The 24,825-nt window shown below is 63.8% G+C and carries 24 protein-coding genes; 12 read left to right on the top strand and 12 right to left on the bottom strand.

The window, feature by feature from the left end:
* Nucleotides 1-106: 106 nt before the first annotated feature.
* On the top strand, nt 107-883 hold the full coding sequence (locus NLY36_RS05445; protein ID WP_023736007.1) for a FadR/GntR family transcriptional regulator: 777 nt from the start codon (nt 107-109) through the stop codon (nt 881-883).
* Between the two features lie 140 nt (nt 884-1,023).
* On the opposite strand, the gene NLY36_RS05440 is transcribed toward NLY36_RS05445, so the two are convergent.
* From NLY36_RS05440 to NLY36_RS05420, 5 genes are all read right to left on the bottom strand, one after another.
* Entirely contained in the window at nt 1,024-2,130 is a 1,107-nt protein-coding gene (locus NLY36_RS05440) for a Gfo/Idh/MocA family protein (RefSeq protein ID WP_023736006.1), read from the bottom strand.
* Nucleotides 2,131-2,162: 32 nt separating this feature from the next.
* Complete coding sequence (locus NLY36_RS05435; RefSeq protein ID WP_050588996.1) at nt 2,163-2,999, bottom strand: ATP-binding cassette domain-containing protein; 837 nt, start codon at nt 2,997-2,999, stop codon at nt 2,163-2,165.
* Nucleotides 2,996-4,111, bottom strand: coding sequence for an ABC transporter permease (locus NLY36_RS05430; RefSeq protein ID WP_023736004.1), 1,116 nt, complete (start codon nt 4,109-4,111; stop codon nt 2,996-2,998). Before NLY36_RS05430 ends, NLY36_RS05435 begins: the two co-directional genes overlap by 4 nt.
* Before the next feature lie 157 nt (nt 4,112-4,268).
* The gene (locus NLY36_RS05425; RefSeq protein WP_023696200.1) at nt 4,269-5,237 is read right to left on the bottom strand and encodes a rhizopine catabolism ABC transporter substrate-binding protein; all 969 of its coding nucleotides are present in this window, start codon (nt 5,235-5,237) and stop codon (nt 4,269-4,271) included.
* 63 nt (nt 5,238-5,300) lie between these two features.
* Nucleotides 5,301-6,212: a polysaccharide deacetylase family protein gene (locus NLY36_RS05420; protein ID WP_023736002.1), complete on the bottom strand. Its 912-nt coding sequence runs from the start codon at nt 6,210-6,212 to the stop codon at nt 5,301-5,303.
* A gap of 359 nt (nt 6,213-6,571) precedes the next feature.
* Between NLY36_RS05420 and NLY36_RS05415 the strand changes: the two genes are divergently transcribed.
* Nucleotides 6,572-7,816, top strand: a complete 1,245-nt coding sequence (locus NLY36_RS05415; RefSeq protein ID WP_023696198.1) for a DegT/DnrJ/EryC1/StrS family aminotransferase — start codon at nt 6,572-6,574, stop codon at nt 7,814-7,816.
* Nucleotides 7,817-7,837: 21 nt separating this feature from the next.
* Here NLY36_RS05415 and mocR read toward each other — a convergent pair whose 3' ends face one another.
* From mocR to NLY36_RS05395, 4 genes are all read right to left on the bottom strand, one after another.
* Nucleotides 7,838-9,304 (bottom strand): rhizopine catabolism transcriptional regulator MocR, encoded by a 1,467-nt coding sequence (gene mocR / locus NLY36_RS05410; RefSeq protein ID WP_023696197.1) that lies wholly within the window; start codon nt 9,302-9,304, stop codon nt 7,838-7,840.
* A gap of 1 nt (nt 9,305) precedes the next feature.
* Nucleotides 9,306-9,512: a LacI family DNA-binding transcriptional regulator gene (locus NLY36_RS05405; protein ID WP_023682225.1), complete on the bottom strand. Its 207-nt coding sequence runs from the start codon at nt 9,510-9,512 to the stop codon at nt 9,306-9,308.
* 214 nt (nt 9,513-9,726) lie between these two features.
* Nucleotides 9,727-10,638, bottom strand: coding sequence for a myo-inosose-2 dehydratase (iolE, locus tag NLY36_RS05400; protein WP_023673064.1), 912 nt, complete (start codon nt 10,636-10,638; stop codon nt 9,727-9,729).
* 208 nt (nt 10,639-10,846) lie between these two features.
* On the bottom strand, nt 10,847-11,134 hold the full coding sequence (locus tag NLY36_RS05395; RefSeq protein ID WP_023673065.1) for a DUF3175 domain-containing protein: 288 nt from the start codon (nt 11,132-11,134) through the stop codon (nt 10,847-10,849).
* Nucleotides 11,135-11,365: 231 nt separating this feature from the next.
* Here NLY36_RS05395 and NLY36_RS05390 point away from each other — a divergent pair, with 231 nt between their 5' ends.
* The 7 genes from NLY36_RS05390 to NLY36_RS05360 all read left to right on the top strand — a co-directional run bounded on the left by NLY36_RS05390 (nt 11,366) and on the right by NLY36_RS05360 (nt 19,352).
* Nucleotides 11,366-12,538 (top strand): MFS transporter, encoded by a 1,173-nt coding sequence (locus NLY36_RS05390; RefSeq protein WP_050587434.1) that lies wholly within the window; start codon nt 11,366-11,368, stop codon nt 12,536-12,538.
* Between the two features lie 159 nt (nt 12,539-12,697).
* Complete coding sequence (gene gntR / locus NLY36_RS05385; RefSeq protein ID WP_023712085.1) at nt 12,698-13,726, top strand: HTH-type transcriptional regulator GntR; 1,029 nt, start codon at nt 12,698-12,700, stop codon at nt 13,724-13,726.
* 324 nt (nt 13,727-14,050) lie between these two features.
* Entirely contained in the window at nt 14,051-15,175 is a 1,125-nt protein-coding gene (locus NLY36_RS05380) for a sugar ABC transporter substrate-binding protein (RefSeq protein WP_023682221.1), read from the top strand.
* A gap of 94 nt (nt 15,176-15,269) precedes the next feature.
* Nucleotides 15,270-16,835, top strand: coding sequence for a sugar ABC transporter ATP-binding protein (locus tag NLY36_RS05375; protein ID WP_023696195.1), 1,566 nt, complete (start codon nt 15,270-15,272; stop codon nt 16,833-16,835).
* Nucleotides 16,832-17,812: an ABC transporter permease gene (locus tag NLY36_RS05370; protein ID WP_023690800.1), complete on the top strand. Its 981-nt coding sequence runs from the start codon at nt 16,832-16,834 to the stop codon at nt 17,810-17,812. The genes NLY36_RS05375 and NLY36_RS05370 overlap by 4 nt, the downstream gene beginning before the upstream one ends.
* Nucleotides 17,809-18,795: an ABC transporter permease gene (locus NLY36_RS05365; protein ID WP_023696194.1), complete on the top strand. Its 987-nt coding sequence runs from the start codon at nt 17,809-17,811 to the stop codon at nt 18,793-18,795. Before NLY36_RS05370 ends, NLY36_RS05365 begins: the two co-directional genes overlap by 4 nt.
* Before the next feature lie 2 nt (nt 18,796-18,797).
* The gene (locus tag NLY36_RS05360) at nt 18,798-19,352 is read left to right on the top strand and encodes a gluconokinase (RefSeq protein ID WP_023673072.1); all 555 of its coding nucleotides are present in this window, start codon (nt 18,798-18,800) and stop codon (nt 19,350-19,352) included.
* Here the strand turns inward: NLY36_RS05360 and NLY36_RS05355 are convergent.
* Nucleotides 19,347-20,492 carry a hypothetical protein gene (locus NLY36_RS05355; RefSeq protein WP_023696192.1) on the bottom strand — a complete coding sequence of 382 codons (1,146 nt, stop codon included), beginning with the start codon at nt 20,490-20,492 and terminating at the stop codon, nt 19,347-19,349. The two genes, NLY36_RS05360 and NLY36_RS05355, sit on opposite strands and share 6 nt — an antisense overlap.
* Nucleotides 20,493-20,605: 113 nt before the next feature.
* Here NLY36_RS05355 and NLY36_RS05350 point away from each other — a divergent pair, with 113 nt between their 5' ends.
* Nucleotides 20,606-22,147 carry an acyl--CoA ligase gene (locus tag NLY36_RS05350; protein WP_444848974.1) on the top strand — a complete coding sequence of 514 codons (1,542 nt, stop codon included), beginning with the start codon at nt 20,606-20,608 and terminating at the stop codon, nt 22,145-22,147.
* Between the two features lie 65 nt (nt 22,148-22,212).
* Here the strand turns inward: NLY36_RS05350 and NLY36_RS05345 are convergent, their stop codons facing one another.
* On the bottom strand, nt 22,213-22,662 hold the full coding sequence (locus tag NLY36_RS05345; RefSeq protein ID WP_023673075.1) for an RrF2 family transcriptional regulator: 450 nt from the start codon (nt 22,660-22,662) through the stop codon (nt 22,213-22,215).
* 259 nt (nt 22,663-22,921) lie between these two features.
* Nucleotides 22,922-23,908, bottom strand: a complete 987-nt coding sequence (locus NLY36_RS05340) for a sulfate ABC transporter substrate-binding protein (protein ID WP_023736000.1) — start codon at nt 23,906-23,908, stop codon at nt 22,922-22,924.
* A gap of 241 nt (nt 23,909-24,149) precedes the next feature.
* On the opposite strand from NLY36_RS05340, the gene NLY36_RS05335 reads away from it, so the two are divergent.
* Both NLY36_RS05335 and NLY36_RS05330 read left to right on the top strand, forming a co-directional pair.
* A complete protein-coding gene (locus tag NLY36_RS05335) occupies nt 24,150-24,422 on the top strand; it encodes an AbrB/MazE/SpoVT family DNA-binding domain-containing protein (RefSeq protein ID WP_023687970.1) in 273 nt (90 codons plus the stop codon).
* The gene (locus NLY36_RS05330) at nt 24,422-24,820 is read left to right on the top strand and encodes a type II toxin-antitoxin system VapC family toxin (RefSeq protein WP_023696188.1); all 399 of its coding nucleotides are present in this window, start codon (nt 24,422-24,424) and stop codon (nt 24,818-24,820) included. Before NLY36_RS05335 ends, NLY36_RS05330 begins: the two co-directional genes overlap by 1 nt.
* Nucleotides 24,821-24,825 lie beyond the last annotated feature (5 nt).

Raw genomic sequence — 24,825 nt, 5'->3', positions numbered from 1 at the left:
ACGGCCGGGGGCAAGGTTGCGACCTGATCTGTGCACAGCCGCAGGCTTTGCCGTCAACGTCCCGTCCTTTGCTTGACAGCTTTCGAAATCCGGACTTTGTGGACGCATGAGGGACGGAAAGCCGAATAAGGGAAAGAAGCCTGAAAAGGCGGCATCCGGCGAGCGCCCGGCGACCCTTCGCCGGGCTGACGCCACCCGGATGCCCGGCACCAGCGTGCATGCCTCGCTGGCCAGCGAAATCGGGCTTCGGATCGTGCGCGGCGACTATCCGCCAGGCACCATCCTGCCCAATGAAGCCAAATGGTCCGAAACCTTCAACGTCAGTCGCTCTGCGGTGCGCGAAGCGATCAAGATGCTGATGGCCAAAAGCCTTTTGGCGTCGCGCCCCAAGATCGGCAGTTGGGTGGAGCCCAGGGAGCGCTGGAACCTGCTCGATCGCGATGTGCTCGCCTGGTACGCGACCGCGCCCGACCGTGAGGTGTTCCTGAAGACGGTGCAGGAATTCCGCCACATCATCGAGCCGGAAGCGACTGCCTTCGCAGCCATGCGACGCACCGAGGAGCAGATGGCCGAGATCAGCCAGGCCTGCCGCGAGATGGGCGAGGCGCCGAGCCTGCAGGAGCGCACGCGCGCCGATACGCGTTTCCATCTGGCCATCCTGCGCGCCTCCGGCAACGATCTGCTGGTGCCGCTCGGCGTGCTGATCGAATCCGCCTTCGATCATCTGTTCACCTATACGACGCGCGAACTCGACGATCTGCAGCATGCACAGCAACTGCACGAGGCGATCGAGAAGGCCATCCGCCTGCAGCGGCCGGAGGCGGCCCGCAACGCGGTGCGCAAGCTGCTCGCCAATACCGACGGCGTCATCAACACCCGGTAGGATATGCTGATATTCAGGTGAGGCCGGCCTGCAAACGCCGGCTTTCGCGCTTCACGTACTTAAGTACGCTCCGCTCCGGTTCTCGAAATCCAACGTTTTCGGCGCGGCCTGACCTGAATCTCAACACATCCTGCGAGCGCTCAGCCGGCCTGCGAAGTGGCCAGGTGCTGCCTGGTCAGCGCGACCAGCAGCGCCTGGTCGCGGGCGGCGTGCTCGGGGCGGTTGACCACCTCGTCGCCATTGACGATCGCACCCCAGAAGCCGCGCAGTTCCTCGACGAAGGCTTCGCCGTAGCCGGCACGCAGATCCTTCGTCGACAGTGTGTGGCCGTCCGAGGTCTTCACAGTCAGCCGGGTCGGATGATGGTTGAGCCAGGGCGAGGGGAATTCGAGCTCAAGGCTGGCATCGTCGAAGAACAGCGTGATGCGTTCCTTGTAGTCGGCGAGCTTCGGCACGGTGAGATGCGTCATCGTCCACAGCGCCTGGCCGTCGAGCAGTTTTACCGCGCCCTGGCCGCCATCGCCATTGGCGAAGATCTGCGCGCCGACAACCTCGCCCTCCGGCACGCTGAGCGCGTCGAGCAGGCCGTGCACGGCATTCACATCGTGAATCAAGGCGGAGCTGTAAGCGCCGGTAAACCCACGGAAAGCCAGATCGGTCATGGGCTGGCCGATGGCGCGCTCGACCTGTTGTTTCTGCTTGCTTTGCGCGGCGGCAATCAGCTCCTCGGGAATGTCGTTGCCTCGCTTGTAGCGCTGGTGGGCGATGAACGGCCAGGCATCGGGATCGTTGACCTCGACCGAGACGGACCGCAACGTCTTTGCCGTGCCGGGCAGCGAGGCCAGCGCCAGCCGGTAGCTCGGATCGAAGCGTTTCATATAGCCGACCTGCATAACCTTGCCGGCCTTGTCGCGCGCGGCGATGATCTCGGCGATTTCCGCCGGGGAATAGCAGAGCGGCTTTTCGCAGAAGACATGCAGGCCGCACCCAAGGGCGGCTAGTACCTGCTCGTAATGAAGCGGGTCGGGCGAGCCGATGACGACGGCGTCGAGCTTCTGGCCGAACAGTTGCTCCGGCGTTTCGAAATTGGCGATGCCGTGGATATCTGTGACGAACTCACGCGAGGTTTTCGACGGATCGGCGACGCCGACCAGTTCGAACAGGTCGCCGAGCCGCAACAGATTCGGAATATGCATGATCTGCGAGATCATGCCGGCGCCGATAACGCCAACCCGTATCCTGCTCATGCTGCTAAAACTCTCTGCAAAGTGTTCCAGGCTCAGGGTGCGGCGGCCGGCCGATTGCCGATCTGCGCCAACAGCCCGGCAATCTCAGCTTCCACCGCCTTCAGATCCTCGCCGCCCGACATGATGGAAATCACCTCGTCGCGCGAGATCTCGGACTTTGCGTATGTGCCGCGATTGCGGCCGCGGTTGAGCAGCGTGAAAGTGTCACCGACAGGGTAGGCGTGGTGGATGTTGTGGCTGATGAAGATCACCGCCAGCCCGCGCATGCGCGCCTCGATGATGAATTTCAGCACCATGGCCGCCTGATGCACGCCGAGCGCCGAGGTCGGCTCGTCGAGGATCAGCACCTTGGCGCCGAAGTGGACTGCGCGCGCGATGGCCACCGACTGGCGCTCGCCGCCCGACAGCGTGCCGACTGCCTGTGTCGGGTCGCGCACGTCGATGCCGATATCGGCCATCGCCTGGCGGGCAATTGTGTTGGCGCGCTCCTTGTCGAAGCGCGAGAAGGGCAGGCGGCTTCTGGTCGGCTCGCGGCCGAGGAAGAAGTTGCGCGTGATCGACATCAGCGAGATCATGCCGAGGTCCTGGAAGACCGTCGCGACGCCGAGGTCCTGCGCGTCGCGCGGGCTGCGGAAGCTGACGGGCTTGCTGTCGACGAAAATCTCGCCCTTGGTCGGCCGGTGCACGCCCGACAGAACCTTGATCAGTGTCGACTTGCCGGCGCCATTGTCGCCGAGCAGGCAGTGCACCTCGCCGGGATAGACCTTGATGTCGATATCCTGCAGCGCGCGCACCGAGCCGAAATTGACCGACACACCACGTAATTCCATGGCTGGCTGGATGGCCGGGGATGGGTTTGGGTAGGTCATTTGCCGCCTCCGCGTCCGAGCGCCTTGAGGCGGATGTAGTTGTTGACCAGCACGGCCATCAAAATGACGATGCCGAGGAAGACCTTGAACCAGTCGGTGTCGATGCCGGTGTAGAAGATGCCCATCTGCACAAGGCCGAAGATCAGCGCGCCGAACAGCACGCCATAGACGGTGCCGTAGCCGCCGGTCAGCAGCACGCCGCCGATGACCGCGGCGATGATCGCCTCGAATTCCTTGAGCAGGCCGCGCGTGGTGTCGGCGGAGCCGGCCTCCATCACCTGGATGGTGGCAAGCAAGGTCGCCGCACAGGCGGTGTAGATGAACAGCGCGATCTTCACACGGTCGACCGGCACGCCGACATTGCGGGCGGCATTGAGGTCGCCGCCGGTGGCGAAGATCCAGTTGCCGTATTTGGTCTGGGTCAAGACATAGCCGGCAAGCGCTGTCAGTCCGAGCCACCAGACGATCGACATCGGAATGCCGACGACGAAGGGAATGCCGTCGGTGCGGGTGGCGATCCAGCCTTGCGTGCCCATCCATTGGAAGAAGCCGGTCAGGAGATGGCCGTTGAACAGGCCCGCGGTTGCCGGGTCCGGCGCGCCGTCGAGGATGTAGGGGATCTGCGTGCGGCCGGTGACGGCGCGGGTGATGCCGATCGACAGGCCGCGCAGGATGTAGAGCGACGCCAGCGTCACGATGAAGGAGGGCAGGCGGGTCTTCACAACGATCAGGCCGTTGACGTAGCCGGTGAGGATGGCGACAGCGAAGGCGCAGGCGATGCCGCCCCACAGCGGCAGGTCCCAATATTTCACCGTCAGTCCGATGACGACGCCGGCGAAGCCGACCATCGAGCCGACCGAGAGATCGAACTCGCCGGCGATGATGAGAAGGGCTGCGGCCGTGGCGATGATGCCGAGTTCGGCTGCCAGCGTCAGGAAGGTCATCGACCCCTGCAGCGAATAGAGGTTCGACGCACCCGGCAGCAGGGCGAAGATGATGATGGTGGCGATGAGGCCGCCGGCGGCACCGGCTTCGGGCCGACGCAGCCATTGCGTCAGCCGGCCGGTGCTGGCCAGCCGCTCGTCAGCGCCGGCCGCCCGTTTCGACGTCATGCCGAAACGGTCCTTGCCCAGTACCCCGGGGGCCGGCGCTTCTGGAGGTATCGCCTTGTCTTCCACAACAGCCATTAGGCTCCCCAATCGCTCACTTCGCAATCTCGACCAGAGACGGGGAGCGCATGGCGGCTCCCCGATCCGTTTTGGTCTTGCCTTAGCGGATGCCGTCCTTGGCGAGCGCCAGGATCGCCTTGGCCTTGTCGGGCGAGTCGATGAACAGCGGGCCGGTGTAGGCGTTGTTCTGCGGCCAGAAGCCATGTGTGGCATGCTCGACCAGATAGATCACCGGCAGGTATCCCATCAGATATTGCTGGGCGTCCATGCCGAAGCCCATTTCGCCGGCGACGACGGAATCCAGGACTTCGGGGCTGATGTCGAAGGTGTAGAGCTTGATCTTGCCGAACAACTCCTTCTGCCGGAAGAACGGGATCAGCGGATTGGCGGCGGTGGCGCCCAGCGCGAAGACGGCCTGGGTGTCGGGATGCGCCGACAGGTAGGCCTCGGTGCGGCGCTGGATGTCGGCCGGATCGGGCGACACGGTAAGCACCTCGGTGCCGCCGCCTGACGGCTTCAGCCCGTCATTCAACCCCTGGCAGCGCTGGTCGAGGCTGACATTGCCGACCTCGTGGTTGATGCAGACGACCTTGAGCGTGCCTTCCTTGGCCAGCCGCTCGCCGGCCTTCTTGCCGGAATCATATTCGGAGACTGTGCCGACATAGAGAGAGGTGCCGAGTTCGGCGCCTTCCTTCTCGCCGGAATCCAGCACGACCATCGGAATGTTGGCGGCAAGTCCGGCCTTGACCGATTTACCAAGTGCATTGGCGTCGGCAATGGAGACGGCGATGCCGTCTGGATTGGTGGCGATGGCCGCGTCGAGCAGGCGGGCCTGCTCGACGACGTCGAACACTTGCGGCGCATAATATTCGACCTTGGCGCCGGTGAGCGCCGCCGCATCGTCGACGCCGCGCTTGACCACCGACCAGTAGGGATCGGAGGCCGAGCCATGCACCACGAAGGTGATGCGGACATCCTTCGGGTTCTTCAGGCCCGCGGCCTGCACGACGCCCGCCAGCATACTCATCGAGACAAGCGCGCCGAGCGCCAGTTTCAGAACAGTCTTCATGTCATTCTCCCATTGTCGTTGCAGTTCCAATTCCCTCTTTGCGCCATTGGCCGATGGATCGGCTTACGGTGCTGCCCGGGTGGCCGCTTTGCGGGCCTTTGCCGGTGTCGATGCCCCGAGCCGTGCACGAAGCTCCTCGCGCAGCGGCTTCATGCCGATGATGTCGATGTCCTGCGCGCCGAGCCAGTCGCGGAAAGCCTGGTCGCGGAAGAGTTCATATTCCTCGGTGCGGATATAGGCGGAGCGAGGCTCGATGAGTTCCAACTCGCCCGGCGCGTTGAAGTGCAGGCAAAAGAAGGTCAGGCCTTCGCGCACCCCTTCGACCAATGCCTTGTAGGCGGGCTTTATCGGCTTGGAGCGTGGACGGCCCCAGGTCGTCTGAATGGCGGCGTCGAAGATGACAAAGCCCTTGGCCCGGGCTTCAGTGACGCCGCGCTGGAACGCCGCTTCGGTGACGCCAACCAGATTGTCGTTGGGCGAATAGGCCGACAGCGTTTTGGTCAACAGCACCGGCAAGCGATATTCCAGGCCGAGCTTGATGTAGACGTCGCAAAACTCGGGCGACAGCGCTGCCCCCATATGGGCGTCAAGATGAGTGACGTCGATGCCGGCGCAGTAGGCGGTGTCGATCTGGGCGCGAAGCTCGGTTTCCACCGCTTGCGGTGCTGCCTTGCGGCGGGTGGTCGCGACATCGGGCCAGAAATAGCCGAACTCGTCCGTCAGGCCGGCCGCGCGCGACGGCGACGTCAGCGGCCGCCATTTGTAGTGCTGCTTTTCGCTGTTCAGCGTCAGGTGGACGCCGAGATCGAGCCGCGGATCGGCGGCTGCCGCTTCGGCCATCTCAGGGAACCATGGACACGGCACCATCACGGCGCCGGAGCTGCAGGCGCCCAGTGCGGTCAGTTCGAGGAAGGCGCTGTTGGCGCCATGGCACATGCCGACATCGTCTTCATGCAGGACGAGCTGTCGCGTCATGGACGGCCACCGTCTTGCCGGCCACCATCTTGCCGGCCACCATCTTGCCGGCACGCCGGTTTCGAGGGTCTTCCAAAGTGTGTCCCGTGCTGCATGGAACCGACCGTTTGCCCAACTGGACGCGATGGAACGCCCAATGCCGGCTTTCCGACAGGGCCACTTCGACGAATTCGGATGGGTACGATTTTTCCGCGGGCCTGCATTCTGGAATGTCGATTTCATTCGATATGCCCACATTCGGCGTCAAACCCGGCCATCAAGCAACCGGGATGGCTTGGTCAGATCGCAGCGGAGTGGTTCTTTCAAACAGCGGCCGCAGGCGTACTGCTTTCATACCATCAGCGATGTGGAGACTTGCCATGTACACTGCCGGCGAAGAAGAGATCGAAGCCATTGCCAGGGTGATCCGCTCGGGTGCGCTGTTTCGCTATGGCGAGAACAGCGAGTGCAACCGCTTCGAGGCCCGCTATGCCAGGCATCTCGGCGTCGAGCATTTTGCGCTGGCCGCCAGCGGCACCTATGGGCTCGCCGCCGGCCTGATCGGCCTCGGCATCGGCCCGGGCGATGAGGTGCTGGTGCCGGCGCACACCTATATGGCGACCGCAACGGCAGTGCTGTCGGTCGGCGCCATTCCGGTCATTGTCGATATCGACGAGAGCCTGACCATTGACCCGGCCGCTCTGCGCGATGCCATCGGCCCGCGCACCAAGGCGGTCATCCCGGTGCATATGTGGGGTGCGGCCTGCAACATGAACGCGATCATGGATATCGCTAAAAAACGCGGTCTGCTCGTGCTGGAAGATGTCTGCCAGGGCATTGGCGGCGGCTATGAGGGCAAGAAGCTCGGCTCGATCGGCCATGCCGGGGCCTACTCCTTCAACTACTTCAAGAACATGACCTCCGGCGAGGGCGGCGGCATCGCCACCAGCGACCTGAAAGTGGCCGAGCGCGCGCGCTGCGCCATCGACCCCTGCCATTTCTACTGGCAGGGCCGCAGCGACAGCATCAAGCCGTTCGCCGGCATCGGCGCGCGCGCCTCGGAATTGATGGGTGCAATGCTCAATGTCCAGCTCGACCGTCTCGACGGCATCATCGAGGCGATGCGGGCGGAGAAGAAGAAGGTGCTGGCCGGCACGCGCCATCTCGGCAATCTCGGCCTGACGCCGTCGCCGATGAACAGCCCCGACGACGATTGCGCGGCGCAGGTGATGTATCTGCTGCCCAGCGAACAGGCGGCGCAGACTTTTTCGAAGACCATTCCGAGCGTCATTGCCGGCAAGACCGGCCGCCACAATTTCACTCAGTGGGACCAGGTGCTGATGCATGAGGGCGCGCATCATCCGGCGCTCAATCCGTACACGCTGCCGGAAAACAAGGGCCTGCGGCTGACCTATGCCGACGATCTGGGCAGGGGTTCTCTCGACATCCTCAACCGCACGGTGATGATCGCGATGAATCCGGCGCATGGCGACGCCGACATCGACGACATGATCCATAACATCGATGCGGCGGCCCGTGTGGCGCTGGAGAATGCCTCGCTGGACGACGTCGAGGTGCGCAAGGCAGCGCCCGTCGATCTGCAGAAATTCGATAGTGTGAATTGAAGCGCTCAGCGCTGGATCGGCCTATTGCCGGTCCAGCCGCATGAAGGCAGCGCGCAACGCCAGCACCGCGCGCAGGATCTGGCGTTCGTCCATCGCGGCATAGCCGAGCAGCAGGCCGTGTTCCGGCTCGCTCGAATGGTAGTTGATCGAGATGCCCTGCACGTCGAGGCCCTCCTTGACGGCGGCGGCGACGACGTCACTGTCCTTGTAGGGTCGGACAAAACTGGCCAGCAGCTGCATGCCGGAATCGTTCTCGGTCACCGTCAGCCATTCGGCCAGATGCTCCTGGCACAGCTTGACGAAATTGGCTTGCCGGCGCGCATAGAGGCGGCGCATGCGTTTCAGATGCGTGGCGAAATAGCCTTGCGTGATGAAGTCGTTGACCGTCGCCTGCAGGATCAGCGGCGCGAACTGGCCGGTGATCGACACGGCACGGTCGAAGGGCACGGACAGTTCGCGCGGCACGATGAGATAGCCTATGCGCAGCGCCGGGATCAGCGTCTTGCCGAAGGAACCGATATAGACGACGCGGTCGGCATGATCGAGGCCGCGCAGCGCCGGCACCGGCCGGCCGCGATAACGATATTCGCCGTCATAATCGTCCTCGACGATCCAGGCGCCGTGGCGTTCCGCGATGTCAAGCAGCTGCAGTCGTTCCTCGATGCGCATGATGGTGCCGAACGGCCACTGGCAGGATGGCGTCACATAGATCAGGCGCGGCGGCGGCAGCTCTGGGTCTGCGAGATGCCATCCAAGGCGATCGACCTTCAAGGGCGCAAGCTGCGCGCCGCTGGCGAGAAAGGCGCTCTTGGCGCCGAGATAGCCGGGCTCCTCCATCCAGACATGGTCGCCTTCGTCCATCAGCACGCGCGAAGCGAGGTCGAGTGCTGCCTGCGCGCCGGTGACGATGATGACCTGGTCGGCGGTGCAATTGATGCCGCGCGACAGGCTTATGGTCGAGGCGATGGCCTGGCGCAGGCCGGGATGGCCGGCAAAGGAGATATAGCCGAGCAAATTCTCATCGCGGCTGCGCGCATTGCGCACCAGAAGGCTCGACCAGATGGTGAAGGGAAAGGATGCCGATTCCGGCACGCCCGGATGGAAGTTGATGACGCCGGCATTGCGTGGCGGCTGCGGGCCGTTGACGATGGTCTGACCGCGCCGCGAGAGTTTTTGCGGGGCGGCGAGGCCGGCGCGCAGCGCGGCCGGCGGGCGTTTCTGCTGGATCGGCGCCACCCAGGTGCCGGACCCGGCGCGCGCCTCTATAAACCCTTCGGCGAGCAGCTGGTCGTAGGCGGCGATCACCGTGTTGCGGCCGACCTTGAGATCCTCGGCCAGCGAGCGTGTCGAAGGAAGCAGCGTGTTCTGCTGGATCTGGCCGTCGAGGATGAAGCGCCGCAAGGCGCCGTAGATCTGCCGGTGCATCGGTTCGTCCGAGCCGCGGTCGACCGACATGATGTCGAGGGAAAGGCGCATATGGTCGGCCAAGCTAGTCTCCGACCAACCTGGCGGCGCGGGCGATCTTCTCTTCGTTAAGCAGGCAGACAGTCTCCAGCACCAGCCGTCTGGTTTCGGGATGAACCTCGCGGCTGTTCTTCAGCGCGCGGTGAACGGTTGCCGCGCCGAGTTCCGCCTTCTCGGCGATCTCACGGATGGTGCAAAGCCGTTCCATGCCGAGTGCCGCCTCGAATGCCATGTCGCTCCTCCATCTGCATCAAGGCATGCCTCGTCGCCAGCCTCAAGCTGGAAACGCCGGGCCGGCAACTCGCGGGCAAAAATTTCGATGCCAAGAACTGTGCGATCCGCGCCGCCAAGGGAGGGCGGCGGCGCGGATCGCCGGGCGCTTTCGCGTCGCTACCCCTACCGAGGCGCGCGCCCAACCGGCCCAACCACCAGCCCCCCGGCGGTGGTTAGGCCATGTCTCGTATTGCCACGTCGAACCCGGCCGCGCAGGCCGTTTTGAGAAGCGAAGCGTAACCTTTCGTGGCATAGGTCAAGGGGTGTGCCTTGGCCGGATCCTGCTCGGCCTCGACGACGATCCAGCCTTCGAAGCCATGGCTGGCCAGAGGCTGCAGCAGCGACAGGAAATCGACGGAGCCATCGCCGGGCACGGTGAAGATTCCTTCCATCACTGCCGCCATGAAACTCATGTCCTCGCGCCGTGCCTTCTCCAGCACGGCCGCGCGGACGTCCTTGCAATGGAAATGCACGATGCGGTCGAGATGCCGGTTCAGGAGGGAGGCCGGGTCGCCGCCTGAGAACAGACAATGGCCGGTATCGAACAGCAGGCCGACGCTCTTGCCGGTTGCGGCCATCAGCCTGTCGACCTCGTCATCGCTCTCGACGATCGTGCCCATATGGTGATGGAAAGCCATGCCGACGCCGAAGGCAGCCATGCGGTCGGCGAGTTCGGTCAGCTTCTCGCCATAGGCGGTCCATTCGCCGTCAGCGAGGCGCGGACGCTGTGAGATCGGCGCGAAAATGCCGTCATGACGGCCGCGCGAGGTGTCGGCATAGACGACGACCTTGGCGCCGAGGTCGCGCAGCAGGGTCAGATGCGAGGTGAGGGCGGCGAATTCCTCGTCGACCGTGCGGTCCAGAATGCGGCCGTCATACCAGCCGGAGACGAGTTCCAGTCCGTAAGAAGACAGGATCGGTCCAAGCTCGTCGCTTCGCCTGGGGAATTTGCCGCCGAGTTCGGTGCCGCGATAGCCGGCCTGCCTGGTTTCCGACAGGCATGTCGCGAGCGGCGTATCGCCGCCGAGTGCGGGAACATCGTCATTGCTCCAGGTGATGGGATTGATGCCGATCTTGACCGTCATGCCGCTACTTCAAAGGGCTCGGGGAAACACAAAGCCGAGGCCGGCAAACTGAGGGGAAAGAGGACCTGTCACTAGGTCCAGTTGAGGTGAATTTGGCAGAGCCAATCGGGAGCGCTAAAGCGCGTCCCGTTTGAACGGACTAAGTCGACGCGCTTAGGTCTTTGCATGTCGTTGTCTCAAAACCGGCGCCACTTTTTAGCGACATGCATTAATCCTGCTGCGGCCTTCCGAAGGCCGCGCGCAGTTCGTCCTTGGCGTCCTCGAGCACTTTCCGGCGCGCCTGCGGCAGGTTCTTGCCGGCGCGGTTGATGTAGAAATTCAGCATCGACATGGCCGACTGAAACGGCTCGGCCTTGCGGCGGTCGCTGTGCTCGGCCGAGCGCTTGAGCGAGGCCGCGATCTTCCTGGCGTCGTCGGCTTCGAAGATGTGGTCCTCGAGGTCCATCGCATCGCTGTGCTCGGTCACCTCGGCCGACCATTTCTTTTTCGCGGTCATGACAAACTCCTTCCTGTCGCAAAAACTCGAGCAGGCCGCCGCCGGTTCCCGAGAAAGCCGCCGGGCCGCTGGAGCCACGGATCATGGCCCTGTGGCGCTGCCCGTCGCGGTGAATGCGCCGATAGTGGCGACACAACGGTCGACTTCCCAGGACCGTAGACAGGAAACGCCTTGACCCCGATCGTCGCCAATCAGGCGGATAGCCCCGGCATCGACAGCAGCTACGCCTGGATGCGGCTTGCCATCTCCATGCTGCTGGCGACGATCGGTGCGGTCGGCATGTGGGCCGTCGTCGTCGTGCTGCCGGCCGTGCAGGCCGAGTTCGGCGTTGACCGCGCCGCGGCATCGATGCCCTACACCGCAACCATGGTCGGCTTCGCCGCCGGCAATGTGCTGGTTGGCCGCGCGGTCGATCGCATGGGGTATTGGATCCCGGCACTGCTATCCTCGGTGGCTCTCGCCGCCGGCCTGCTGCTCGCCGCGCTGTCGACCTCTATCCTGCAATTCACCCTTGCCCAGGGCGTGCTGATTGGTGTCGGCACATCGGTGATCTTCGGGCCGCTGATCGCCGACATCTCGCACTGGTTCAACCGTCGGCGCGGCGTCGCCGTCACAGCTGCGGCGGCTGGCAACTATCTCGCCGGAGCGCTCTGGCCAACCATCATGCCGACACTGATCAAGGCGGAAGGCTGGCGCTTCACCTATGCCGGCATCGGTGTCTTCTGCCTGGTCACCATGGTGCCACTGGTGCTGTTGTTGCGGCGCGCTGCTCCGGCGGCGGCTGCCGCCGGTTCGCCCGGAAGCCGGCCAGTGCAGTCGATTTCGCTGTCGCCGGCGGCGTTACAGGTGCTGCTGATCGTTGCCGGTCTCGGCTGCTGCGTGGCGATGTCGATGCCGCAGGTGCACATCGTCGCCTATTGCATGGATCTTGGCTACGGCATTGCGCATGGCGCCGACATGCTGTCGATCATGATGGCGGCGGGCGTCGTCAGCCGGCTCGCCTCCGGCTTTGTCGCCGACCGCATCGGCGGCGTGAAAACCCTGCTTATCGGTTCCGTGCTGCAATGCCTGTCGCTTTTGTTTTACATCCCGTTCGACGGGCTTGCCTCGCTCTATGTCGTGTCGCTGGTGTTCGGCCTGTCGCAAGGCGGCATCGTGCCTTGCTATGCCATCATCGTGCGCGAATACCTGCCCGCCAGGGAGGCCGGCCAGCGTATCGGCATCGTCATGATGGCGACCATCTTCGGCATGGCGATCGGTGGCTGGATGTCGGGCTGGATCTACGACCTGACCGGCTCTTACGCCGCCGCGTTCCTCAACGGGATCGCGTGGAACTTGCTGAACATAGTGGCCATCGGGCTGCTGCTGTGGAAAGCAAAACGCAGTGCTGCCCTGATGGCTTAGGAAGGCAGGATTGCCCTGTTGCTTGACAAGGGCGATTGGCTGCGCGACGCCAGCAGGCGAGTGGGTGCGGCAGCAGCCGGTTGGCATGGTGGCAGTGGAAAAGCTGAACATGGTTTCGCAAGGGCGCAGCGGCCGGGGCCCGGCACGTGGAGGATGTCCATGACCAAGCCGCGCTCGCGTCGCGGGGGCGGCCGCCCGACCCTATCAGATGTGGCGCGCAAGGCCGGCGTCGGCGCCATTACCGTGTCGCGGGCGCTGCGCGAACCGGAACGCGTCAGCCAGGATCTGCGGCGCCAGATCCAGGCCGCCGTCGACGAACTCGGTTATGTCCCGGATCCCAATGCACGGGCACTGGCCTCGGCGCGCGCCGATGTGTTCGGCGTGCTGGTGCCGTCGCTGACCAACAACGTCTTCGCAGAAGTGGTGCGCGGCATCTATGACAGCCTGTCGGACGGCCCGTTCCGCGTCCAGCTCGGCAACACCCATTATTCCGGCCTCGAGGAGGAGCGCCTGCTGCAGGTGTTCGCACCGCAGCGCCCGGCGGCGCTGATCGTGGCCGGCATCGACCAGACGCCGACCTCGCGAAAGCTGCTGGAGAGCGCGGGCTGCCCGGTGGTGCAGGTGATGGAGACCGGGCCCGATCCGGTCGACATGCTGGTCGGCTTCTCGCATTTCGACGGCGGCCGCACCGCGACCGAGCATCTGATCGAGGCGGGCTGCCGGCGGATCGGCTTCATCGGCGCACGCATGGACCCGCGCTCGCAGCGGCGGCTTGCCGGCTATCGCGCGGCAATGGAGAAGGCCGGCCTGTTCGACCCGCGGCTCGTCACCACCACTCCGCTACTGTCCAGCGTGACGCTCGGCCGCGAGCTGCTTCGCGATGCGCTGGCCAAGATGCCGGCGCTCGACGGCGTCTTCTGCAACAATGACGACATCGCGCTCGGCGTTTTGTTCGAATGCCATAGCGCCGCGCTCAACGTGCCGAAAACAATCGGCATTGTCGGCTTCAACGACCTCGAAATGATGCAGGCGGCGTTCCCGCCGCTCACCAGTATCCGCACCCCTCGCTATGAAATCGGCCGTCGGTCTGTCGCCATGGCGCTGGCGGCGATCGCAGGACGAAGGCCTGAGCAGCGGGTCGTCGATCTCGGTTTCGAACTCAAGCCCCGCGAGAGCACCGCACGCTGAACAGGCTTTGGCGGCCTCAGCAAATGGTGCTTTACACAACGTCATGGTAGCGCTACCATTTTCGCCGGGCAGACGTTTTGATGAAAGGCCGCCCCTGTTTATTATACATAAGCAACAGCTCATGCTTGTTTATTATGTATAATATGCTAGTTTCGTTTCTCGCCTGTGAAGCGGCGAGGGGGAGGGGATCGGGCCGGCTTCGGCCCTTGAGACGTGGCGCCGGCCAGGCTGGAGGGCCTTCGGCAGGCGTGGAAAACACACCACGACAAACCGCATCAAATAAACAAGCAGCAGCAAATAAAACTACAACTGGGAGGAATATCTATGATCAAGTCACTTGTTGGTGGCATCGTTGCCGCCACTGCATTCGTCATGCTGAGTTCGTCGGCCATGGCCGACCCGGAAGTCGTCAAGGGACCGTCGGCTGAGCCGGATTGCTTTGCGCCCTGGGCGGCCGATACGCAGTTCTTCAAGTTCCCCAAGAAAGACGGCCCATACCGCATCGCGCTCGCCAATGGCTATATCGCCAACACCTGGCGCATCCAGATGGTGCAGACCGCCAAGGCCTATGCGGCCCAGCCGGAGGTCGCCGCGAAACTGAAGGAATTCAAGGTCGTCTCGACCGGCGAGGACGTGCCGGCCCAGATTTCGGCGATCAACAACTTCATCGATTCCGGCTATGACGCGATCGTCGTCAACGCCCAGAACCCGACCGCTTTCGGGCCGGTCATCAAGCGCGCCAAGGAAGCTGGCGTCATCCTCGTCGCCTTCGACAATATTCTCGACACCAAGGACGCCATCAACGTCAATGTCGACCAGAAGGGCCTTGGCGAATTGTGGGGCAAATGGCTGGTCGGCCATGTGCCGAATGGCGGCAAGGTGCTCGAAGTGCGCGGCGTTGCCGGAACTTCCGTCGACACCGACCGTCACAACGGCATCCATGAAGCGCTCGATGCCTCGGGCAAGAAATGGGACGTCACCGAGGTGGTCGGCAAATGGGACGACGGCGTGGCGCAGAAAGCCACGGCCGACGCCATTGCCACCAACGGTCCGTTCGACGGTATCACCGGGCAAGGCGGCGACACCGGCATCGTGCAGGCGATGATCGATGCCAAGCATGCTTTCGTGCCGTTCGGCGGGGAGACCGAGAACGGTTTCCGCAAGTTCTGCGCGGCACATGCCGGCGACGGGCTGAAATGCTCATCGGCCGGCACCGGTCCGGCGCAGGTCGCGGTTGCCATCAAGACGGCGATTGCCGCGCTCGAAGGCAACGTCGTTCCGCAAGCAGTGAAACTGCCACTGGCGATCGTCGAGGATCCGAACTTCAAGGCCGGTCAGGATTTCTTCCCCGACCAGTCCGACAATTTCTTCGTCGGCAATTCCTTCCCGACCTGCGGCATCAATTTCACCGCGCAGGAAATCATGGGTCAGACCAAAGCTGACCAATAGGGGCTGACCAATAGGCGGCATATCCGGCGCCGCGGGCTCTCCGCGGCGCCGGCCACTCGATATCCCTTGAAGTCAAACTGCCTCGGGAGGGCCGATGGACGGTGCGGTTCCGCTCTTCCGGATGGAAGGCATATCCAAGCGCTATGGTGGTGTGCGGGCGCTGGAAAAGGCCGAGCTTTCGGTCTCGTCCGGTAGCATCCACGCCATTCTCGGCGAAAACGGCGCCGGCAAATCGACGCTGATCAAGGTCATGGCGGGCGTCGTCGCGCCCGACGAAGGCCGCATGATGCTGAACGGCAGCGAGGTGACGTTCGCTTCGCCTGCTGCTGCAAACAAGGCCGGCATCGTCTGCATCTTCCAGGAGCTGTCGCTGGTTCCCGAACTCAGCGTTGCCGACAACATCGTCATCTCCGATCCGCCGAAGCGTTTCGGCATGATCGACCGCAAGGCGCAGCGCCGCATTGCCGAGGATGCGCTGGCACGCGCAGGTGCGGCCGACATCCATCCATTGGCGCTGGTCAAGGATCTTCCGCTTTCAAGAAGACAGATGGTCGAGATCGCCAAGGCATTGGCCAGGAAGCCGCGCATCCTGATCCTCGACGAGGCGACCTCGGCGCTGACCGCGACGGACGTTGCCAGAATATTCAGCGTGCTCAAGCGACTGCGCTCGGAAGGGCTGGCGCTGCTTTACATTTCGCACCGCATGAACGAGATCGCCGAGCTTGCCGACCACTGCACGGTGTTTCGCAACGGCCGCAATGTCGCCAGCTACAAGGCAGGCACAAAGAGCGACAACGAAGTCGTCGAACTGATGATCGGGCGCGAATACAGCCATATTTTCCCGCCGAAACCCGCGCACGCTGCCGCCGCCGCCGTTCCTGTGCTGGAGGCGCGCAAGCTGTCCTGGACGGACCGGCTGGACAATGTCTCGCTGACCGTCGGGGCAGGCGAGGTCGTCGGCCTTGGCGGCCTGGACGGCCAGGGCCAGCGCGAATTGCTGCTTGCCTTTTTCGGTGTGCTGCGCGGCCTCGGCGGCCATATCCTTATCGACGGCAAGCCGGTTTCGATCGCCAGCCCGCAAGCGGCGCGCGACGACCGCATCGGCATGGCGCTGATCCCGGAGGACCGCAAGACCGAAGGCCTGATGCTGCCGATGACGGTGCGCGAGAACCTCTCCTTTGCCGCCCTAGACCGGCTGTCCAAGGCCGGCATCATCGACCGCGCCGCCGAACAGCGGCTGATCGACGACATGGTCGGGCTGCTGGCGATCAAGACGGCCGGCCTCGACATTCCGGTCGGTGCGCTGTCGGGGGGCAACCAGCAGAAGGTGGTCATCGCCAAATGGCTGATGCGCCAGCCGCGCATCATCCTGCTCAACGATCCGACGCGCGGCATCGATGTCGGCACCAAGCAGGAACTCTATCAACTGATGCGCAAGCTGGCGGATGCGGGGGCGGCGATCCTGTTCTATTCAACCGACTATGACGAACTGATCGGCTGCTGCGACCGCGTGCTGGTGCTCTATGACGGCGCGGTCAAGCGCGAGCTGGTCGGAGCCGAGATCACCGAGCGGGCGCTGATTGCAAGCGCGCTGAACATCCACGGCGATGACGCCGGCGGAAGAGACGATGCCGGCGCAAGACAGGGAGCGGACGCGTGAAAGAGTGGCGCTACTGGCTGGCCGAGCAGCGCGGAACACTGATGGCACTCGGCATATTCATTGTCATGTTCGTCATCTACACCTCGAACCATCCGGCGGGCTTCACCGCCAATGTCGTGCAGACGGCGTCCAACAAGGGCGTGCTGCTCGCCTTCGTCGCCATGGCGCAGACACTGGTCGTGATCACCGCCGGCATCGACCTCTCCGTCGGCATGATCTTCACGCTGACCAATTGCCTCGCCTCCTGGCTGGTCATCGGCACCGGCCTCGAGACCGCTTTCGGCGTCATCGCCGTGCTCGGCACCGGGCTCCTGTGCGGAGCGATCAACGGCGCCATCGTCATCTACGGCCGCCTGCAGCCGATCGTCGCCACGATCGCCACGGGTGCGGTCTATTTCGGCATCGCGCTGCTGCTCAGGCCGTTTCCCGGCGGTTCGGTCAACGAAGGTCTCGCCGACGCGCTGACCGGACGCCTGTTGGGCGTGGTGCCGGCGAGCCTGGTCGTGCTGCTCGCCGTCGTGCTCGTGGTCTGGGTACCGTTCAGCCGCTCGGTGCTCGGGCGCGCGGCCTATGCGGCCGGATCCTCGGAGACGGCGGCCTACATGTCCGGTGTGCCGATAAGGCGCGGCAAGTTCGCTGCCTACGCGCTCGCAGGCCTGTTGGCCGCGATCGGCGGACTGTTCCTGACCTTCTTCACCTATACCGGCGATGCAGCCTATGCCAGCGGCAACGCCTATACGCTGTTTTCGATCGCCGCGGTGGTGCTGGGCGGCGTCTCGCTGTTCGGCGGGAAAGGCAGCGCCATCGGCGCCATCTTCGGCGCGCTGGCCTTCCGCACCATCGGTGACCTGTTGTTCGTGTTCGATTTCGACCCGCTATGGCAGCCGCTGTTCCAGGGCGTGATCCTGCTGGTCGCGGTCAGCCTTGGCGCGTTTGCGCTGTTTCGGGTCCGCAACCGGCTGGAGTGGTTCCTGTGAGCGAAACGACATTGGGCGGTATCGCCGGCCGCGTGCCGAAATTCATCCGCCGCGCCGATCCGGCGGTGCTGACGGCCTTCGCCTGCATCGTGCTGTTGCTGTTCCTAGGCAGCCTCTATTCCAGGAGCTTTCTGTCGCCTGAATATCTCTTGCAGCAGCTCAAGGTGGCCTCGTTCCTCGGCGTCATCGCCACAGGCATGATGCTGGTCATCCTGCTAGGCCAAATCGACCTGTCGGTGCCGTGGGCGGTGGCGGCGGGCGCGATGATGGCGTGTGCGGCTGCCGCCTATGGCCCGATCGGTGTGGCGCTGGCCATCCCGTTCGGCATCTTTTGCGGGGTGCTGATCGGCATCGTCAACGGCTTTGGCGTCGCCTATCTGCGCATACCCTCGATGATCATCACGCTCGCCACCAACGCTGTCGCGCAAGGGCTCATGGTCGTTTATACCGGCGGCTACTCGCCACAGGATTCGGCCACCGGCGCCATGCGCTATCTTGCGACAGGTTTTACCATTCCTGGCGTGCCTAACGCCGTCATCATCTGGGCGCTGATTGGCGCTGCGATGGTGTTTGTGCTGTCCCGCACCAGCTTCGGCCGCACCGTCTACGGCATCGGCAACCGCGAGCGTGCCGCCTATCTCTCCGGCATCGATACAAGGCGCGTGGTGATGATCGCCTTCGCTATCTCAGGCGGGCTGTCCGCCTTTGGCGGAGTGCTTCTCGCCGGCTATGCCTCCAAGGCGGCGCAATCGATGGGCGATGCCTATCTCCTGCCGTCGATCGCCGCCGTGGTTCTGGGCGGCACCTCGATCCTGGGTGGCCGCGGCTCCTATCTCGGCACCGTCGCCGGTGTCATCCTGATCACGCTCCTGCAGTCCATCCTTTCGGTCATGCAGATGCCGGAGGCGGGGCGGCAGATCGTCTATGGCCTGGTCATCGTTGCCATGCTCCTGCTCTACGGCCGCGCGCCGGCAAGCCGCTGACCGTGGACGAAAAGACCGCAAAGGCGCCAATGGGCGCTACCGGCTCAGTGCCTCGGGCCATTGTGGTGATGGGCGTCGCCGGCTGCGGAAAATCGGCTGTCGGCAAAGCATTGGCAGCAGAGGAAGGGGCCGTCTTTGTCGAAGGCGACAGGCTGCACCCACCCGAAAACGTCGCCCGCATGGCGAGCGGCGAGCCGCTCACAGATCAACTGCGTGAGGGCTGGCTCGATGCCATCGGCGAGCGGATCGCCGACCTGACCGGCAGCGGCCAAAGCGTGGTTGCCGCCTGCTCGGCGCTGAAGCGCAGCTACCGCGATCGTCTGCGTGGCTTCCGCCGGGATATCGATTTCATCTATCTGAAGATCGATCCCGCAACCGCCAAGCAGCGTGTCGCCAACCGCAAGGGCCATTTCATGCCGGCAAGCCTGGTCGAAAGCCAGTTCGCCATCCTTGAGCCGCCTGGCGCCGACGAGCGGGCGCTGACGGCCGACGCCACACTTCCAGTGGCTGAGATCGTCACCGCCGTTGCCAGCCTGCTGGCCGGCGCAAAATCATGAACCACCCTCGTCGGGCAAGGCGGTTTCCGGCCGTTCGGTGAACCGGTCGGCGCCGGACCAGACCATCATTTGCTCGGGATAGAGTTTCAGCGCCTCCAGCAAGCGGTCGCGCTTGAGCAATATGTACTCGGCCTGCAGCGCCATGTTCTTGGCGCCGGCTCTGGCCGCGCGCTCGCCGGCCTCTGCCGGGGCCGGCACCAGTTCGGGACTTAGGACGGCGCGGTATTGGCGGAACGGATCGGTCTCGAAGGTCGACATGGAAAACAGCGCCGCCTTGCCTCTGGCAGCGAAATTCGTCGGCGCCGAAGCCAGGTGGGTCCAGCCGCTCTCGCCAAGGCCGACTTCGGTGAATGTCGAGCCGGCATGCACCGTGTTGGTCACCAACACCACGCCGTTGCTGCCAAGGATCTTCTGGATCCGGCCGGTGACCTGGTAGGCGTCGCTGCGGTCGAACACGATCCGGCTTTTCAGGAAACGGTTCTCGACCCGAACCATCGGCGGGTTCAGGAAGCGCAAGCCGAAGGTCGAATCGGATATGCCGTGAGCCCTGACGCTGAGCTGGTGTGTCTCGATGCCGGCTTCATGGAGAGCGCGTTTGCCGATGATGGTCTGGGTCGTGAACTGATCGCACCAGATGATAGCGCCGTGGCCGCGCTTCAGCGCCGCTTGCAGGCCTTCCAGGCCCTCCAGCCGGATATCAGGTGACCAGCGGCGGCCGATGAGATGCGCGGCAAGCAGCAAACGCCGGCGGTGGTTGGCGCAGAGCAAGGCCCTGAACTGCCTTTGCGCATCGATGCCATTGCCGAGCACGGCGCGCGTCGCGGCGGCGTAGCGCACGAAATCCTTGCGGATATGGCGCTTGAGGCGCAGCCCCGATACGCGGCTGCAGATCGCGGCCCACCAATTGACCGGTAGCAATGCCGCGACCCCGAGATAAAAGGCGGCCAGCAGCAGCTCGCGGAGATCCCTGTTGTTGAAGGTGCGCAACTTGCCGGCGCGGACCTGCTTGCGGCTGAAGAAGCGAACATTCTCGGCGCGTTCGGGCACCAGGATGTCGGCGATGATTTCCGTATGATAAATGACGGCGGAAGATGGTGTCCGGTCGGCTTTCCGGGATTTTCCCAACCACGGCAGCCTCATCCGATCGGTGTCCACCTGTTCTTGCGTGCGTCCGGAAATCGCTTTACTGCGTCTGCCACGGGCGCGCAATCGGCGCCGGCAAGGCCATGGTGAACGCCATTCAGGGTTCGAACTTGAAACAGGCCCTATCGGTAGCACTTCCCCAACTGGCGCCCTGGCGGCCGGCTGCGGTGGCGCTGATGGCGCCGGACCGGCCATCCCTGAGCTTTGCCGGCCTCGCCAATCTTGTCGACAAGCTCTGCGGCGATCTCGCCAGGCGTGGCGTTGCCCGCGGCACGGCCGTCGGCATCGTCTTGCCCAACGGCCCGGAAATGGCGGCCTGTTTCCTGGCGGTCTCGGCGTTGGCGACGGCGGCGCCGCTCAATCCGGCTTACGGCGAAGACGAATTCCGCTTCTATCTCGGCGATCTCGATGTGAAGCTGCTGCTGTGCGGACAAGGCATGGGCGATGCCGCGCGCAACGCCGCAAAGGGGCACGGCATTGCGGTGCTCGACGTCGTCGTGACTGACGGCGCCAAGGCCGGCGAGTTTCTGCTGGCGGGCGACGCCGAGGTGGAGGCTGCCAGTGAGGCTCGCCTCGACGATATGCAGCTCAACGGGCCGGACGATTTCGCGCTTGTCCTGCACACATCGGGAACCACGGCGCGGCCGAAGATCGTCGGCTTGCGGCAGCGCAATCTGCAGGCATCAATGGCCAACATCGCCCGCACCCTGGCGCTTTCGGCAGACGATATCTGTCTCAACGTGATGCCGCTGTTCCACATTCACGGGCTGATGGCGGCGCTCAGCGCACAGCTGGCAGTCGGCGGCGCTGTTGTCTGCACGCCGGGCTTCAACCCGCTCAAATTCTACGGCTGGCTGGGCGACTTCAGGCCGAGCTGGTACAGCGCGGTGCCGACCATGCATCAGGCGATCCTAGCGCGCGCCGCCCGCAATGGCGAAACCATTGCTGCTGCGCGGCTGCGCTTCATCCGCTCGTCTTCGGCAGCGCTTCCCGACACCGTGTTCCGCGACCTCGAGCGCGTCTTCGGCTGTCCGGTGGTCGAGGCCTATGGCATGACCGAGGCGGCGCACCAGATGACATCCAATGACCTGCCGCCTGCGCGCCGCAAGCCAGGCTCGGTCGGCCTGCCTGCGGGTCCGCAGGTGACGATCCTGGACGACAAGGGGACGATCCTTCCGGCGGGTGAAAAGGGCGAGATCGCGGTGCGCGGCGCCAACATCCATGATGGCTATCTCAACAATCCGGTGGCCAATGAAGCTGCCTTCAGCGATGGCTGGTTCCGCACCGGCGACCAGGGCCTGATCGACGAGGATGGCGATCTGAAGATCACCGGGCGGCTGAAGGAGATCATCAATCGCGGCGGCGAAAAGATCTCGCCGCTCGAAGTCGACAATGTCCTGCTCGATCATCCGCTGGTGGCGCAGGCGGTGACCTTCGCCGTGCCGCACGCCATGCTCGGCGAAGAGGTGGGTGCGGCCATCGTGCTGGCCGAGGGCGCCACCGCCGATGCCGAGCAGATTCGTGATTTCGCGCGCAGCCGGATCGTCGAGTTCAAGGTGCCGCGCCACATCCTGTTTCTCCAGGAGATACCCAAGGGTCCCACCGGCAAAATCCAGCGCGTCGGCCTGGCCGGCAAGCTCGGCCTGGTCTGAGGACTCTCATTTCAGCATGATCTTGTCCGAAAACCGGTTCGCACTTTTCGGGACCATGCTCTAATTTAGATCTGCGATGTCAGCTCGACCGGAAAATCATCATTGTCGGCGTCGCGCATGGCGGCGAGGCTGCGATTGTCCAGCACTTCGGCGATCGCCTGGCGCACTTCCAGCATCATGTGCCGGACTTGGCAGGTCGCCTCGTCGCAATCCTCGCAGCGCTGGTATTGCGTGCGGCTGGCGCAGGGTATGGGAGCGAGCGGGCCGTCCAGCACGCGCACGACGTGGCCGATCTTGATTTCGGAAGCCGGCCGGGCGAGGCGATAACCGCCTTCCTTGCCCTTGCGACTGAGGACGAAACCGGCATTGCGCAGCTCGCCCAGAATGGCATCCAGGAATTTCTTCGGGATGTTGTTGGCGATCGCGATGTCGTTGACGAATGCAAGCTGGCCGACCGGCAGGCCGGAAAGATGCACGAGGGCCTTGAGGCCGTATTTGCCTTTTTTGGTAAGCATGCCCGCTTCAGTTCATGAAAACCCCAACCACCCGCATCTGGCGGTTGTTTGTGTGCAAATCATGACGTTTCGCCTGAACAACCCGGTTTCGCGTAGAACAAGCCGCCCGATTGCACGTTGGGCACAAAGGCGTTGATTCTTTGTAACGTTTTTCACCGATCGCGACAGATTCCGCCTGAAGCCGTTTGTCGGCGCGCGAAAACGAAAAAGGCGGCAAAGCGCCGGCTTTCTTGTGAGGTGAGGTCGAACGCTGCTGATATCAGCGGCTGCCATAGGTCTGGTCGAGCAGACCGCCGGCGGCGAAGTGCTCCTTCTGTACCTTGTCCCAGCCGCCGAAGACGTCTTCCACAGTCAGCAGGCGGACATCGGGGAAGTCGGCCTTGTATTTTGCCGCGACTTCAGCGTTGCGGGCGCGCAGGCCATTTTCAGCCGCGATGGTCTGGCCCTCGGGCGTGTAGAGGAAGTCGAGATAGGTCTTGGCGAGGTCACGGCTGCCGTGCTCGTCGGCGACCTTGTCGACGATCGCCACCGGGAATTCGGCGAGCAGGCTGACCGCTGGCGTGACCTGTTCGAACTTGTCGTTGCCATACTCCTTGCGGATGCCGCGCGTTTCCGACTCGAAGGTGATCAGCACGTCGCCGATCTCGCGCTGCACGAAGGTGGTGGTGGCGGCGCGCCCGCCGGTGTCGAAGATCGGCACGTTGTTGAACAGCTTGGTGACGAACTCCTTCACCTTGGCGTCGTCGCCCTTGAAGGCTTCCTTGGCGTAGGCGGTTGCGGCCAGATAGGTGTAGCGCGCATTGCCCGAGGTCTTGGGGTTGGGGAAGATCACCTGCACGTCGTCGCGCACGAGGTCGTTCCAGTCCTTGATGCGCTTGGGGTTGCCCGCGCGGACGAGAAAGGATGGGAGCGAATAGAAGGGCGAGGCGTTGTCGGGGAAATCCTTCTGCCAGTCGGCGGAGACGAGGCCTTTCTTGACCAGAAAGTCGATGTCGGTGACCTGGTTGAAGGTGACGACATCGGCGCCGAGGCCTTCGGCAATGGCGCGCGCCTGCGCCGAGGTGCCGGCATGCGACTGGTCGACGGTGACGCCCGGATGGCCGGCGACGAAAGCCTTGTTCACCTGGGCGAACAATTCGCGGCCGACATCATAGGAAGCGTTGAGCAATTTGTCGGCCGACCAGGCCTGCGAAGAGGCGAGGATCAGGCCGGCGACGGTGGCGACGCTGAGCAAAAAACGCTTCATGAAAACAAGCTCCGATGTGCAATGCGTTGCCAGAACATAGCCGGGCCGGAGGGTGTACTGCGAGGCACACGGGGCAGACGTATGGCGTTGCAGCGAAAAAGAAATCGCTGAAGCAGGTTATCGGCGAAAATTCATTCCAGCCGAAATGCCGGTGCGTTGGGGTTTTCTGTGGGTTTGCAATTCGAAGCCGAGTGGCATATACAAATGGCATATACAAGTGGAACAGACAGGGGAGGCTGCCATGCCGCAGCACCGTCACTCAATACCACCGCCCAGGGAGGCGAAGTTGTTTCGCAACAACCGCAGTCAGGCGGTTCGCATTCCTGTCGAGTTCGAGCTGCCTGGGGAAAAGGTCCTGATCAGCCGCGATGGCGACCGGCTGATCATCGAGCCGGTCCGTAAACCGGGACTTGTCGCGCTGCTTGCCCAATGGGCGAAAGAGCCGCCGCTTGGTCCTGAAGACGACTTTCCCGAGATCCATGATGCGCCCGTGGGACCCGAGGATATCTTCTGATGCGGTTCATGCTGGACACCAACATTCTCAGCGACATGATCCGAAACCCTGCTGGCAAGGCTGCCAGTACGGCGGTTTGCGCGGGAGACGGTGCCCTCTGCACCAGCATCGTTGTCGCCTCGGAGTTGCGTTATGGCTGCGCCCGCAAGGGATCGGCCAAGCTGCTAGCCAAGGTCGAGCAATTGCTCGCCGAGTTACCTGTGCTGCCGCTCGACGTGCCGGTGGATGCCGAATACGGCGCACTTCGTGCCGAACTGGAAGCAAGGAGCCAGGTCATCGGCCACAATGACCTTTTCATTGCTGCCCACGCCTGCGCGCTGGGGACGACGCTGGTTACGGCCAACACCGGTGAGTTCAGCCGGATCAAGGGCCTGAAGGTCGAGAACTGGCTGGAGTAGCGCCG

It is taken from the genome of Mesorhizobium sp. C399B, assembly GCF_030323185.1.
Taxonomy (GTDB): Bacteria; Pseudomonadota; Alphaproteobacteria; order Rhizobiales; family Rhizobiaceae; genus Mesorhizobium.
The sequence above is the reverse complement of the archived record's forward strand: the minus strand, read 5'-3'. Positions and strand labels throughout refer to the sequence as shown.